The sequence below is a fragment of the Micromonospora sp. CA-249363 genome, assembly GCF_050950185.1.
In the GTDB taxonomy this organism is placed as follows: Bacteria; Actinomycetota; Actinomycetes; order Mycobacteriales; family Micromonosporaceae; genus Micromonospora.
Window position 1 is genome coordinate 2,270,723 of the sequence record NZ_CP192020.1, and the last position, 13,901, is coordinate 2,284,623.

Sequence of the window (13,901 nt, forward strand, 5' to 3'; positions counted from 1 at the left end):
GCCGGACCGCCGCGCCCGACGATCCGGGCGCGGCGGTCAGGGGGTTGCCTGGGCCGAAAGGGTCAGGAGCCGGGCGTGTTGCCGCCCTTGGTGGTGGCCGACAGGTAGTCGCGGTTGAGCCGGCCGATGGTGTTCAGCGGAATGCCCTTCGGGCAGGCCGGGGTGCACTCGCCGGCGTTGGTGCAGCCGCCGAAGCCGGCCTCGTCGTGCGCGTCCACCATGCCGATCACCCGGGTGTAGCGCTCCGGCTGGCCCTGCGGCAGCAGCGAGAGCTGGGTGAGCTTGGCGGCGGTGAAGAGCATGCCGGAGCCGTTCGGGCAGGCCGCCACGCACGCGCCGCAGCCGATGCAGGCCGCCGACTCGAAGGCGGCGTCCGCGTTGGCCTTGGCCACCGGGGTGGAGTGGGCCTCGGGCGCGCTGCCGGTCGGCGCGGTGATGTAGCCACCGGCGGCGATGATCCTGTCAAAGGCGCTCCGGTTGACCACCAGGTCCTTGACGACCGGGAAGGCGCTGGCCCGCCACGGCTCGATGTCGATCGTGTCGCCGTCCTTGAACTGCCGCATGTGCAGCTGGCAGGCCGTGGTGCCGCGCTGCGGCCCGTGCGCGTCACCGTTGATCATGAGGCCGCACATGCCGCAGATGCCCTCGCGACAGTCGTGGTCGAACGCCACCGGGTCCTCGCCGGAGAGGATCAGCCGCTCGTTGAGCACGTCGAGCATCTCCAGGAACGACATGTCCGGGGACACGTCGTCGACCGGGTAGGTCACCATCCGACCCTTGTCCTCGGGGCCCTTCTGGCGCCAGATGCGCAGGGTCAGGTTCACTTGTAGCTCCGCTGCGTGGGGTGGACGTATTCGAACTTCAGGTCTTCCTTGTGCAGCACCGAGGGCTCACCGGTGGCGGTGAACTCCCAGGCCGCGACGTACGCGAACCGGTCGTCGTCGCGCTGCGCCTCCCCGTCGGGGGTCTGGTGCTCGGCCCGGAAGTGACCGCCGCAGGACTCCTCGCGGTGCAGGGCGTCGATGCACATCAGCTCGGCCAGCTCGAAGAAGTCGGCCACCCGGCCGGCCTTCTCCAGCGACTGGTTCAGCTCCTCGCCGGTGCCGGACACCTTGACCCGCTGCCAGAACTGCTCGCGCAGGTCGCGGATCTCGCCGATCGCCTTGCGCAGTCCGGCCTCGCTGCGCTCCATGCCGCAGTGTTCCCACATGATCTGGCCCAGCTCCCGGTGGAACGAGTCCACGGTCCGGTCGCCGTTGACCGCCAGCAGCCGCTGGATCCGATCCTCGACGTCGGTGCGCGCCTCGACCGCCGCCGGGTGGCTGGCGTCGACCTTCTCCAGCCCGCCGGAGGCCAGGTAGTTGGCGATGGTGGTGGGCAGCACGAAGTAGCCGTCGGCGAGGCCCTGCATCAGCGCCGAGGCGCCCAGCCGGTTCGCGCCGTGGTCGGAGAAGTTCGCCTCGCCGATCACGAACAGGCCGGGGATGCTGGACTGGAGGTCGTAGTCGACCCACAGCCCGCCCATCGTGTAGTGCACGGCGGGGTAGATGCGCATCGGCACCTCGTACGGGTCCTCGCCGGTGATGCGCTCGTACATCTCGAAGAGGTTGCCGTACTTGGCCTCGATGGCCTTGCGGCCCAGCCGGTCGATGGCGTCGGCGAAGTCGAGGTAGACGCCGAGCTTGGTCGGACCGACGCCCCGGCCCTCGTCGCACACGTTCTTGGCGGCGCGGGAGGCGATGTCGCGGGGGACCAGGTTGCCGAAGGACGGGTAGATGCGCTCGAGGTAGTAGTCCCGCTCGTCCTCGGGAATGTCCTTCGGGCTGCGGTCGTCGCCCTTGGTCTTCGGTACCCAGACCCGACCGTCGTTGCGCAGCGACTCGCTCATCAGGGTCAGCTTCGACTGGTGGTCGCCGGAGACCGGGATGCAGGTCGGGTGGATCTGCGTGTAGCAGGGGTTGGCGAAGTACGCGCCCTTGCGGTGCGCCCGCCAGGTGGCGGTGACGTTGCAGCCCTTGGCGTTGGTGGACAGGTAGAAGACGTTGCCGTAGCCGCCGGAGGCGAGCACGACAGCGTCCGCCATCTCGGTGCTGATCTCGCCGGTGACCAAGTCCCGGACGACGATGCCCCGGGCCTTGCCGTCGACGACGACCAGCTCCAGCATCTCGTGCCGGGCGTTCATCTCCACGTTGCCGAGGCCGATCTGCCGCTCGAGCGCCTGGTACGCGCCGAGCAGCAGCTGCTGGCCCGTCTGGCCCCGGGCGTAGAAGGTGCGCTGCACCTGCGCGCCGCCGAAGGAGCGGGTGTCCAGGAGGCCGCCGTACTCACGGGCGAACGGCACGCCCTGGGCGACGCACTGGTCGATGATGTTGACCGACACCTCGGCCAGGCGGTGCACGTTCGACTCCCGGGAGCGGAAGTCGCCGCCCTTGACGGTGTCGTAGAACAGCCGGTGGACGGAGTCGCCGTCGTTGCGGTAGTTCTTCGCGGCGTTGATACCGCCCTGCGCCGCAATCGAGTGGGCCCGGCGCGGGCTGTCCTGGTAGCAGTAGGACTTGACGTGGTAGCCCTGCTCGGCCAGCGTCGCGGCGGCCGAGCCGCCGGCCAGGCCGGTGCCGACCACGATCACCGTCATCTTGCGGCGGTTGGCCGGGTTGACCAGCTTGGCTTCGAAGCGTCGGGTCTCCCAGCGCTTCTCGACCGGGCCGGCGGGCGCCTTCGTGTCGGCGATCGGGTCGCCCTCGGTGAAGAGTTCCATGTCAGGACACCAATCCGGTGAGTACGGCGAACGGGACCACCAGGTATCCGGCGCAGAGCACCACGGCGAAGACCAGCGCGGCGGCGCGCGCCCGGCGCTCGCCCCGGGGCGTCTGCTGGCCGAGGCTGCGGAACGCGCTGAAGGCGCCGTGGCGCAGGTGGAAGCCGAGCGTGACGATCGCCAGGGTGTAGAAGAGCGTGACGTACCAGCGCGCCGGGGCGAAGTCGGCGACGACGTTGCCGTACGGCTTGTGCTCGTTGCCGACCGGGTTGAGCGTGCCGGTGGTCAGGTCCAGCAGGTGGTAGATCACGAACAGCAGGATGATCACGCCACCCCAGCGCATGGTGCGGGCCGCGTAGCTGCCCCGGACCTTCTTGCGGTGGGCGTACTTGACCGGGCGGGCGGCGCGGGCGCGCAGCGCCAGCACGGTGGCGGCCACGATGTGGGCGACGACGGCCACCACGAGGACGGTGCGCAGGATCCACAGGAACCAGACACCGGGCAGCAGTGGCTTGCCGATGTCGCGCAGCCAGTGCGCGTAGTGGTCGAACGAGGTCTCCCCCGTGAACACCTTCAGGTTCCCGAGCATGTGCGCGATCAGGAACAGCACCAGCAGGATGCCCGTCACCGCCATGACGGCCTTGAGGCCGACGTTCGAGCGGATGGGCGACCGAGTTTTCGTCATTACCACGGATCTGACGCTAGGAGCACTTTGATCAGTCGTCCAATGCATCGAACTCGCAGCGTTGATAGCCATAAGCTATGTAGATGCAGCTCCATCAGCTCCGGTACTTCGTCGCGGTGGCCGAAGTACGACATTTCACCCAAGCCGCCGACATCGTCGGCATAACCCAGCCCTCGTTGAGTAAGCAAATTCACGCCCTCGAGACCGACCTCGGCGCCCCGCTGTTCGAGCGGGTAAGGGGCAACATCGCCCTCACCGCGGCGGGGGAGGTGCTCCTGCCGTTGGCGACCCGGATCCTCGCCGACGTGGAGACCGCGACCCGGGAGGTGCAGGAGCTGGTCGGCCTGCGCCGAGGGCGCGTACGACTGGGCGCGACCCCGAGCCTGGCCACCTCGCTCGCCCCGCCGGTGCTGCGCCGGTTCCGCGACGCGCACCCCACCGTCGACCTGCGCGTCGAGGAGAGCGGGTCCCAGGACCTCGTCCGGGACCTGTTGCGCGGGGATCTGGACCTGGCGCTGATCATCATGCCGTCGCAGGGCGCCGACCCGGGCCTGCGTGTCGATCCGATCCTGCGCGAGAGCCTGGTGGTGGCCTCGGTGGGCGAGGTGCCGACCGCCTCGGCGACGGGCGAGCTGCGGATCACCGACCTGCGCGACCAGCCGATGGTGATGTTCCGGGAGGGCTACGACCTGCGGGACGCCACCATCGCGGCGTGTCGGGAGGCGGGCTTCGAACCGCGCTTCGCGGTGGACGGCGGCGAGATGGACGCCGTCCTCAGCTTCGTCGAGGCGGGACTCGGCATCGCGTTGGTGCCCGGGATCGTGCTGGCGCGCCGACCCGGGGTGCGCATCACGCCGCTGGCGACCCCCGGGGTGACGCGGACCATCGCGGTGGCCCGTCGCCGCGACGTCGTCCCGACGCACGCCGGCCGGGAACTCCGGCGGATCCTGCTCGACTACGTCCAGTCCGCGATCGACCGGAGCGAGCTGCCGCCGGGCGTGGAGCCGCTGGGCTGACCCGGCCGAGGGCGCCGCCGCGACCAGGCCGGCAGCGGCCGGACCGGCCGGCTCAGCGGCCCTCGGCGTCGTCCATCGCCCGGTAGATCCGCTGCTCCGAGACGGGGTACGGGGTGCCGAGCGCCTGGGCGAACACGTTCACCCGCAACTCCTCGATCATCCAGCGGATCTGCCGGACGGCCGCCTCCTGCCGACGCGCGGGCGGCAGGGCGGCGAGCAGGTCGTCGTACTCCTTCTGGACCACCGCGATCCGGTCCTGCTGCTGGCGGTCGCGCTGCGGATTGCCGCCCAGCCGGTCCATCCGGCGTTCGATGGCGGTGAGGTAGCGCAGCAGGTCGGGCAGGCGCGCGTACCCGGTCTCGGTGATGAAGCCGGCGTGCACCAGCCCGGCGAGCTGCTTGCGGATGTCGGCCAGCGCCGCCACCACGGCCAGGTTGCGCGTCGCGCCGAGCCGCTGCTCGACGGCGTACGCGGCGGCGAGCACCTTGCGGGCCCGGTCCATCACCTCGACGACGGTGTCGACCAGGTCGGCGCGGACCTTGTCGCGCAGGGCGGCGAAGCCCTCGGCGTCCCACGCCGGCCCACCGGCGGCGTCGATGAGCCGGTCGATGGCCGCTCCGGCGGCGTCCTCGATCAGCTCCTGCACGCCGCCGTGCGGGTTGCGGCTCAGCGCCAGTTTCGCCTCGTTGCTCAGCCGTCCCTGCAGGAAGCGCGCCGGGGACGGCACGGTGAGGCGCAGCAGTCGGCGGGTGCCCGCCCAGTGTGCGGCCTCCGCCTCGGCGGGGGAGTCGAACACCTTCACCCCGACCGTCGTGCCCTCGTCGACCAGGGCCGGGTACGCGGTCACGGCGTACCCGGCGCGTACCTGCTCGATGGTTCGCGGCAGCGCGCCGACGCTCCACTCCCGCAGGCCGGTGCGGGCCACCTCCGGCGCGGCGGCCGCCACGACCTGGCGTACCTCCTGACGCAGTTGACGTTGCAGGGCCGGCAGGTCCTTGCCCTCGGCGACCGGTTTGTCGTCGTCGCCGAGCACCCGGAACGTCACCCGCAGGTGCGCGGGCAGCTTGTCCGGCTCCCACGCGTCGCGGGGCACGGTCACCCCGGTCATCCGCCGAAGCTCACGCGTCAACGCGTCCAGCAACGACGTCTCCCCGGGGGTGATCGCCGCGAGGGCGGCCCGCGCGTAGTCCGGCACCGGCACGAAGTTGCGCCGGATCGCCTTGGGCAGCGAGCGGATGAGCGCGATCACCAACTCCTCGCGCAGCCCCGGCACCTGCCAGTCGAAGCTCTCCGCCGGCACCTGGTTGAGCAGCGGCAGCGGGATGTCCACGGTGACGCCGTCGGTCGCCGTGCCCGGCTCGAACCGGTAGGTCAGCGGCAGCGTCACCCCCTCGGTCTGCCACTCGTCCGGGTAGTCGCTCTCGTCGACACCGCCCCGGCCGTCGTTGACCAGCAGGTCGCGGGTGAAGGTCAGCAGGTCGGGGCGCTCGTGGCGGGTCTTCTTCCACCAGGTGTCGAAGTGCCGGCCGGAGACCACGTCGGCGGGGATCCGCTGGTCGTAGAAGCCGAAGATGGTCTCGTCGTCGACCAGGATGTCCCGGCGGCGGGCCCGGCTCTCCAGCTCCTCGATCTCGCCCAGCAGTCGCTTGTTGTCGGCCCAGAACCGGTGGTGGGTCTGCCAGTCGCCCTCGACGAGGGCGTGCCGGATGAACAGCTCCCGGCTCAGTGCCGGGTCGATCCGCCCGAAGTTGACCTTCCGCGACGCGACCAGCGGCATGCCGTAGAGGGTGACCTTCTCGTAGGCCATCACCGCGGCCTGCTTCTTCTCCCAGTGCGGCTCGCTGTAGCTGCGCTTGACCAGGTGCTGCGCCAGTGGTTCGACCCACTCCGGCTCGACCCGGCCGGCGATGCGCCCCCACAGCCGGGACGTCTCCACCAGCTCGGCCGCCATCACCCAGCGCGGCGGCTTCCTGAACAGCGCCGAGCCGGGGAACAGCGCGAACTTCGCGCCGCGTGCCCCCAGGTACTCGTGTTTCTGTGCGTCCTTGAGCCCGATGTGCGACAGCAGGCCGGGCAGCAGCGACTGGTGGACCTTCGGGGTGTCGATCTCCTCCGGCAGGTCCGCGCCACCCCGGCGGCCCGCGCCCCGGCCGGCGTCCGCCTCGGCCGAGGCCTCGCGCGCCGGCCGCCCGCCGCGCCGGTCGCCCTCGGCCGGGGTACGCAGCACCTGGCGCAACTGGCTGACGATGTCCTGCCACTCGCGGATGCGCAGGTAGTTCAGGTACTCCGCCTTGCACATCCGGCGGAAGGCGCTGGAGGACAGCTCGCGCTGCTGCTCCCGCAGATACCGCCACAGGTTCAGGTACGCGACGAAGTCCGACTCGGAGTCGGCGAACCGCGCGTGCGCCTGGTCTGCCTGGGCCTGTTTCTCCGCCGGGCGCTCGCGGGGGTCCTGGATGGAGAGCGCGGCGGCGATCGCCAGGATCTCGGTGGCGCAGCCGTTGCGTTCGCCCTCGACGACCATCCGGGCCAGGCGCGGGTCGACCGGTAGCTGGGCCAGCCGCCGGCCCAGCGTGGTGAGCCGCTTGGCCGGATCGGTCTCGGTCGGGTCCAGCGCGCCCAGCTCGTGCAGGAGGTTGACGCCGTCGGTGATGTTGCGCTTGTCCGGCGGGTCGATGAACGGGAACGCGGCCAGGTCGCCCAGCCCGATCGCGGTCATCTGGAGGATGACCGACGCCAGGTTGGTGCGCAGGATCTCCGGGTCGGTGAATTCGGGGCGGGACAGGAAGTCCTGCTCGTCGTAGAGGCGGATGCAGATACCGTCCGACGTACGACCGCAGCGGCCCTTGCGCTGGTTGGCCGACGCCTGCGAGACCGGCTCGATGGGCAGTCGCTGCACCTTGAGCCGGTTGGAGTAGCGGGAGATCCGGGCGGTGCCCGGGTCCACCACGTACTTGATCCCGGGCACGGTCAGCGAGGTCTCCGCGACGTTGGTGGCGAGCACCACGCGTCGCGAGCTGTGCGCCGCGAAGACCCGGTGCTGCTCGGCGGCGGAGAGCCGCGCGTACAGCGGCAGGATCTCGGTGCCCAGCAGCGACCGCTTCTTCTGCACCAGCTTGCCCAGCGCGTCGGCGGTGTCGCGGATCTCCCGTTCGCCGCTGAGGAAGACCAGGATGTCGCCCGGACCCTCGGCGGCCAGCTCCTCGACGGCGTCGCCGATCGCCTGGATCTGGTCGCGGACGTTCTCCTCGTCGGCGTCGCCGTCCTCGTCGTCCTCGGCGAGGAGGACCAGCGGCCGGTAGCGGACCTCGACCGGGTAGGTGCGGCCGGAGACCTCGACCACCGGCGCCGGTTCGCCCTCGGCGTCGGCGAAGTGCTTGGCGAACCGGTCGGTCTCGATCGTCGCCGAGGTGATGATCACCTTGAGGTCGGGCCGGCGGGGGAGCAGCTCCCGCAGGTACCCGAGGATGAAGTCGATGTTGAGGCTGCGCTCGTGCGCCTCGTCGATGATCAGCGTGTCGTACTGGCGCAGCATCCGGTCGGTCTGCAACTCGGCCAGCAGGATGCCGTCGGTCATCAGCTTCACCAGACTGCGCTCGCTGACCTGGTCGGTGAAGCGCACCTTGTATCCGACCACGTCGCCCAGCTCGGTGCCCAGCTCGTCGGCGATCCGGTCGGCCACCGTCCGGGCGGCCAGCCGCCGGGGCTGGGTGTGCCCGATCAGGCCGTTGATGCCCCGCCCCAGCTCCAGACAGATCTTGGGAAGTTGGGTCGTCTTACCCGAACCGGTCTCGCCGGCCACGATCACCACCTGGTGATCGCGGATGGCGGCGGCGATGTCGTCCTTGCGCTCGCTGACCGGCAACCCCGCCGGGTACGTGATCACCGGTACCGCGGCCCGCCGGGCGGCCAGCCGCTGCTCGGCCCGGGCCAGCTCGGCGGTGATCTCGGTCAGGGCCGCCTCCCGGCGCTGCGGGTCGCGCAGCTTGCGGGCGCCGTCCAGGCGTCGCTGAAGCCGGCGCTGGTCGCGGAACATCAGGGGACTGAGGCGGCGGTGCAGGTCGCGGACGGGATCGGTCGCGGCGGAGGAGGCTGGATTCTGCATGTCGTGCCCAAGGATAGGCAGCCCGGCGGCGGACCGCCCCTGGGTTACCGCGCGTGGGTGCTCCGGCCCGTTCACGGCGGTCTACAGTTGCGGCCGATGTCGAGCGCTGGGGGGCCGGGATGGAGCTGCGGGACACCGATCGGGCGCTGGTGCAGGCCGCCACGGCGGTCGCCAAACTGCGGTGCCGCAGTGGCCACCACACCGGCGCGTCGGCCGCCCGTACCGCCGACGGGCGGGTGTTCTCCGGGGTGGACGTCCGGCACGACAGCGGGGACACCTGCGCGGAGCTGGTGGTGATCGGCACCGCCGCCACGCAGGGCGTGACCGAGCTGGAGACGATCGTGTCGGTCGCCGACCGGGGCCGGACGGTCGTCGGGCCGTGCGACAGGTGCCGTCCGGTGCTGAGCGCGTACTTCCCGGCGCTACGGGTCATCGTGGGCGAGCCGGACGACCTGCGCGTGCTTGCGATCGCGGACCTGCCCGGCTGACCGCGTCAGTCGCCCGCCGCCGCCTCCAGCATCGAGGTGGGGATCGGCACGCCCTCGTACCGCACGTTGCCCTCGGGCACCATCCAGCTCGCCACCCGCGCGGTGAGCAGGCCGGCGCGGACGGCCGGGTCGTCGGCGTAGAGCCCGCGTACCTCGTCCGGGGCGATGGAGAAGACGACGAAGCCCCGCATCCGGTCGTCGTCGGCGTGCAGGAGCGGGCCGGCCGCGAGCACCAGCCCCTGCTCCACGAGCCCTGCCTGGTGGGCCAGATGGGCGTCGCGTAGCCGGTCGATCGCCTCCCGCGGCAGGTCCGGCGGATCCGACGGTCGGGTCAGGACGACGACCGTGTGCTGGTCGAATCGCATGCCCCACACCCTATGGCGCTTGCTGTCCCTCTTACGGGTGTTATCCGCCTTCCACACCACTTGCCCCCGTCCGCGAAACTCATTCTCTTATCGAGGTCGGATACGAGTGGGGGTGCGGCATGGTCAGCAGACGACAGGTGCTCGTGGCCGGTGCCGCCGGGGGCGCCGCGGTTCTGGTCCCGGCCGGCTCGACGGCCGCGGGCCGGGCGCTCGCCGCGGCGACGATGCTGCGCGCCGACGACATCCCGAAGTACGTCGCGCCGCTGCGGATCCCCCCGGCCATGCCGCGGGTGGCGAATGATCCGGAGCGGGACACGTATGTCATCGGGGTGCGGCAGTTCCGGCAGCAGATCCTGCCGCTGTCCTGGCCGCGTACGACCGTGTGGGGTTACGGGTCCACCGCCCACCCCGGCAGCTTCGGCTACCCGGCGCACAGCATCGTCGCCCGGGTGAACCGCCCGGTGCGGGTGACCTGGGTCAACGAACTCGTCGACGACCGGGGCGACTACCTGCCGCACCTGCTGCCCGTCGATGAGACCCTGCACTGGGCCAACCCGGCCGGTGGCCGCGAGGGCCGGGACGGGCACGGCCGGTCGGACGGCAGCCGCCGTGGCTACCGGGGACCGGTGCCCCAGGTGGTCCACCTGCACGGCGGGCACAGCACGCAGGAGAGCGACGGGCACGCCGAGGCGTGGTACCTGCCGGTGGCCCGCGACCTGCCGGCCGACGTCGCCGTGACGGGCAGCGCGTACGGCGAGTTCCGGTCCCGCTTCGCCGAGGGGTCCGGCCTGCGCTGGGCGGCGGGTTCGGCCACCTTCGAGTACGCCAACGATCAGCGGCCCTGCACGCTCTGGTACCACGACCACACGCTGGGCCTCACCCGGGAGAACGTCTACGCGGGGCCCGCCGGCTTCTACCTGCTCGGCGGCGACGACCTGCCCGACGGGGTGCTGCCCGGCCCTACGCCCGGCCACGACGATCCGCCGGACACCGACCACCACGACATCCCGCTGCTGATCCAGGACCGCAGTTTCAGCGCCGACGGCGAGCTGGTCTACCCGGGCGGTCACCACGACGGTTCAGCGTGGACGTCGGCGTTCTCCGGCACCACGATCGTGGTCAACGGCCGTACCTGGCCCAGCCTCACGGTCCAGCGCCGGCGCTACCGGTTCCGGTTGCTCAACGGCTGCAACAGCCGCTTCCTGATGCTCAGCGTCGCCGCCCACGCCACCGCGCGGCCGGCCCGTCCGGTGCTGCCGATCTGGCAGATCGGGAGCGACAGCGGCTTCCTGCCCGAGCCGGTGTCGCACGACCGCGTCACCCTCGGCCCCGCCCAGCGGGCCGACGTGATCGTCGACTTCACCGGCGTGCCCGCCGGCACCGAGCTGTTCCTGGTCAACGAGGGGCCCGAGTGGGCGTACCGGGGCGGCCGACCCGGGGTGGACTTTCCGCCGGCCGACCCGCGGACCACCGGGCAGGTGCTGCGGTTCGTCGTCACCGAGGCCACCGACGCGGACCCGAGCGTGCCGCCGGAGCACCTGCAACTGCCGGCTCACCCCCGGCTCGGTGCGCCGGAGCGGGTCCGGCGGCTGTCGCTCAACGAACGGATGTCCGGCGGATCGATGGTGATGCTGCTCGGCACCCTCGACGAGCGCGGCCGGGGCCTCCCGATGCGCTGGAGCGACCCGGCGACCGAGCAGCCCCTCGTCGGCGCGACCGAGGTCTGGGAGGTGCGCAACTTCACCCGCCAGGTCCACCCCGTCCACCTGCACCAGGCCCAGTTCGAGCTGCTGGGCCGTGGGCGGTCGGGCCGGTCGGAGCCGGAGCCGGGGGAGCGGGGATGGATGGACACCGTGCTCGCGTACCCGTGGGAGGTGACCCGGATCAAGGCCCGCTTCGACCTGCCGGGCCGCTTCTCCTGGCACTGCCACCTTCTTGAGCACGAGGACAACGAGATGATGCGGCCTCTGAACGTGTTGCCGCGCGGCGCCGCGGCGGCCGGGGACGGCGGCTCGGTGGGAGTGCCGCAGGCCGCCTCGACGGCATCGACCGACGCCGGTTAGGTCACTTTCCGCAGGTCGGCTAAGGTTAGGCGAACCTAAGCTCGAACGTGCAGGAGTTTCGTGACCACCCTCGTCGCCCGGCCGACGCCGGCCCGCAACCGGTCCGGTGCCCGTACCGGCCGACGGGTCGCCGTCACCGTCGGGGCGGCGCTGGTGCTGGTGATCGCCGTCCTGGCCAGCTTCGCGCTGGGCAGCCGGCAACTCGGAGTCGGCGCGGTCTGGCACGCGCTCGTCGCGCCGGACGGCAGCGACGCGACCACCATCGTCCGGGAACTGCGCATGCCACGTACCGCGCTCGGCCTCGCCGTCGGGCTCGCGCTCGCCGTGGCCGGCGTGCTGTTCCAGGCGCTCACCCGCAACCCCCTCGCCGAGCCGCGCATCCTCGGCATCAGCGCCGGCGCGTCGTTCGGCGTGGTGCTCGCCATCTCCGTCTTCGGCATCGGCACGCTCGCCGGGTACGTCTGGTTCGGCATCGCCGGCGCGCTCGCCGCCGGCCTGCTGGTCTTCGCCATCGCCAGCCGGGCCCGCGAAGGCGCGAGCCCGGTCACCCTCGCGCTGGTCGGCGCGGCGCTCGACGCCAGTCTCGCCTCCGGGGTGTACGCGCTGCTCAGCATCGACGCCCGCACCTTCGAGGAGTACCGGTTCTGGGTGGTGGGCGGACTGGCCGGCCGGGACCTCGGCGTCACCGCCCAGGTGCTGCCGTTCGTCCTCGTCGGGCTGCTGGTCGCCGCACTGGTGGCCCGGGGCCTGGACGCGCTGGCCCTCGGCGACGACGTGGCCCGTGGCCTGGGCCACCGCATCGGCCTGGTCCGCCTCGGCGGTGGACTCGCCGCCGTGCTGCTGACCGGCGCCGCAGTGGCCGCCGCCGGCCCGGTCGCCTTCGTCGGGCTGGCCGTGCCGCACCTCGCCCGCGCCCTGGTCGGCGCGGACCACCGCTGGACCCTCGCCGTCTCCGCCCTGCTCGGACCCGCGCTGCTGCTCGGGGCCGACGTCGTCGGCCGACTCGTCGCCCCGCCCGGCGAGATACCCGCCGGCATCGTCACCGCCCTGATCGGCGCACCGCTGCTGGCCGTCCTGGTCCGCCGCGCCCGGGTGGTGACCGCGTGACCGCCGGCCGTCCCGCCGAAGCGTCCGGCGCCGGTCCGGCCCATGCCGCTGGTCCGGCTCGCGCCGCTGACCCTGCTCCCGCCGCTGACCCTGCTCACGGCGCTGACCCTGCTCACGGCGCTGACCCTGCTCACGGCGCTGACCCTGCTCGCGCCGCTGGTCCGGCCGCTGCCCCGGCCGCTGGTCCGGCTCGCGCCGGTGACCCGGCCTGCCCCGGGGACGCGCCCGGCCTGGCCGGGCTCGCCGGGGTGCCCGGTGCGCCGGGCGGCGGCCCGTCTCGGCTACCCGGGCGGTCGCTGCTGCGGATCGGTCCGGTCAGCCTGCTGATCCGCCGCCGCGCGACGCTGGTGGCCACCGTGCTGGCCGTACTGCTCCTGCTGGCCGTCGTGCTCAGCCTCTCGCTGGGCACCCCGTACGTCGCCCCGGCGGACGTGCTGCGGGCGCTCTCCGGCGCGGGCACCCCGTACGACCTCGTGGTCTTTGATCTTCGCCTGCCCCGGGTCGTGCTGGCGGCGGTGGCCGGCGCGGCCTTCGGCGTGGCCGGCACGCTGATCCAGAGCGTGGCGCGCAACCCCCTCGCCAGCCCGGACGTCATCGGCATCACCCAGGGCGCCGGCCTCGCCGCGACCGTGGCGTTGACCAGCGGGGCGGCGGCGGTGCTCGTGGCCCCCAGCGCGCTGGTCGGCGGCCTGCTGGCGGCGCTGCTGCTGTTCGCCCTCGGCGCGCGGCACGGGCTGGCCGCGCAGCGGTTCGTCCTCGCCGGGGTGGCGGTCGCGTTCGCCTTCCGGGCGTTGACCGAGGTGGTCATGCTCACCGCCGACCCGATCGACGGTCTGCGGGCGCAGATCTGGCTGATCGGCACCCTCGCCGGCAAGGGCTGGACCGAGGCGGCCTGGATCGCCGGCACACTCGCGGTGCTGCTGCCGGTGCTGGCGTGGGCCGGCTGGGCACTGAACAGCACCGCCCTCGACGACGACACCGCGCGCGGTGTCGGGCTGCGCCCGGTGGCCCGCCGGATCGGGCTCGCCGCCACCGGCGTGCTCGTCGCCGCCATGGTCACCGCCCAGGTCGGCGCCGTCGACTTCGTGGCGTTGGTCGCGCCGCAACTGGCCCGCCGTCTGGTCCGCGCCGAACGGCCCCCGCTCGTCTGCGCCGCGCTGCTCGGCGCGCTCCTGCTGGTCCTCGCCGACCTGGCCGGCCGCCGGCTGTTCGCGCCCACCCAACTGCCGGCGGGCGTGCTGACCGCCGCGATCGGCGGCCCGTACCTGATCTTCCTGTTGCTTCGTGGACGGCGGCGGTCGTCGTGACGCAAGG

11 protein-coding genes are annotated in these 13,901 nt (G+C 72.4%); 6 read left to right on the plus strand and 5 right to left on the minus strand.

Annotated features, from left to right (window positions below; translation table 11 throughout):
• Positions 1-62: 62 nt before the first annotated feature.
• From ACQPZK_RS10415 to ACQPZK_RS10425, 3 genes are read right to left on the minus strand one after another with little or no spacing between them, the layout of a single operon-like run.
• Positions 63-824 carry a succinate dehydrogenase/fumarate reductase iron-sulfur subunit gene (locus ACQPZK_RS10415; protein ID WP_433538095.1) on the minus strand — a complete coding sequence of 254 codons (762 nt, stop codon included), beginning with the start codon at positions 822-824 and terminating at the stop codon, positions 63-65.
• The gene (locus ACQPZK_RS10420; RefSeq protein ID WP_433538096.1) at positions 821-2,758 is read right to left on the minus strand and encodes a fumarate reductase/succinate dehydrogenase flavoprotein subunit; all 1,938 of its coding nucleotides are present in this window, start codon (positions 2,756-2,758) and stop codon (positions 821-823) included. Before ACQPZK_RS10420 ends, ACQPZK_RS10415 begins: the two co-directional genes overlap by 4 nt.
• Before the next feature lies 1 nt (position 2,759).
• Positions 2,760-3,392: a succinate dehydrogenase cytochrome b subunit gene (locus tag ACQPZK_RS10425; RefSeq protein WP_433539167.1), complete on the minus strand. Its 633-nt coding sequence runs from the start codon at positions 3,390-3,392 to the stop codon at positions 2,760-2,762.
• 134 nt (positions 3,393-3,526) lie between these two features.
• Between ACQPZK_RS10425 and ACQPZK_RS10430 the strand changes: the two genes are divergently transcribed.
• On the plus strand, positions 3,527-4,459 hold the full coding sequence (locus ACQPZK_RS10430; protein WP_433538097.1) for a LysR family transcriptional regulator: 933 nt from the start codon (positions 3,527-3,529) through the stop codon (positions 4,457-4,459).
• A gap of 52 nt (positions 4,460-4,511) precedes the next feature.
• Here the strand turns inward: ACQPZK_RS10430 and hrpA are convergent, their stop codons facing one another.
• Positions 4,512-8,564 carry an ATP-dependent RNA helicase HrpA gene (gene hrpA, locus ACQPZK_RS10435; protein WP_433538098.1) on the minus strand — a complete coding sequence of 1,351 codons (4,053 nt, stop codon included), beginning with the start codon at positions 8,562-8,564 and terminating at the stop codon, positions 4,512-4,514.
• A gap of 119 nt (positions 8,565-8,683) precedes the next feature.
• Here hrpA and ACQPZK_RS10440 point away from each other — a divergent pair, with 119 nt between their 5' ends.
• Positions 8,684-9,052 carry a cytidine deaminase gene (locus tag ACQPZK_RS10440; protein WP_433538099.1) on the plus strand — a complete coding sequence of 123 codons (369 nt, stop codon included), beginning with the start codon at positions 8,684-8,686 and terminating at the stop codon, positions 9,050-9,052.
• Between the two features lie 5 nt (positions 9,053-9,057).
• Here the strand turns inward: ACQPZK_RS10440 and ACQPZK_RS10445 are convergent, their stop codons facing one another.
• The gene (locus ACQPZK_RS10445) at positions 9,058-9,417 is read right to left on the minus strand and encodes a YciI family protein (protein WP_433538100.1); all 360 of its coding nucleotides are present in this window, start codon (positions 9,415-9,417) and stop codon (positions 9,058-9,060) included.
• A 119-nt stretch (positions 9,418-9,536) separates the two neighbouring features.
• Here ACQPZK_RS10445 and ACQPZK_RS10450 point away from each other — a divergent pair, with 119 nt between their 5' ends.
• Genes ACQPZK_RS10450 through ACQPZK_RS10465 form a run of 4 tightly spaced genes read left to right on the plus strand, consistent with a single transcriptional unit; the run spans position 9,537 to position 13,894 of the window.
• Positions 9,537-11,480 (plus strand): multicopper oxidase family protein, encoded by a 1,944-nt coding sequence (locus ACQPZK_RS10450; RefSeq protein ID WP_433538101.1) that lies wholly within the window; start codon positions 9,537-9,539, stop codon positions 11,478-11,480.
• A 60-nt stretch (positions 11,481-11,540) separates the two neighbouring features.
• The gene (locus ACQPZK_RS10455) at positions 11,541-12,587 is read left to right on the plus strand and encodes a FecCD family ABC transporter permease (RefSeq protein ID WP_433538102.1); all 1,047 of its coding nucleotides are present in this window, start codon (positions 11,541-11,543) and stop codon (positions 12,585-12,587) included.
• Positions 12,588-12,629: 42 nt separating this feature from the next.
• Positions 12,630-12,914, plus strand: a complete 285-nt coding sequence (locus tag ACQPZK_RS10460) for a hypothetical protein (protein ID WP_433538103.1) — start codon at positions 12,630-12,632, stop codon at positions 12,912-12,914.
• Positions 12,836-13,894 (plus strand): FecCD family ABC transporter permease, encoded by a 1,059-nt coding sequence (locus tag ACQPZK_RS10465; RefSeq protein ID WP_433538104.1) that lies wholly within the window; start codon positions 12,836-12,838, stop codon positions 13,892-13,894. The genes ACQPZK_RS10460 and ACQPZK_RS10465 overlap by 79 nt, the downstream gene beginning before the upstream one ends.
• Positions 13,895-13,901: the final 7 nt, after the last annotated feature.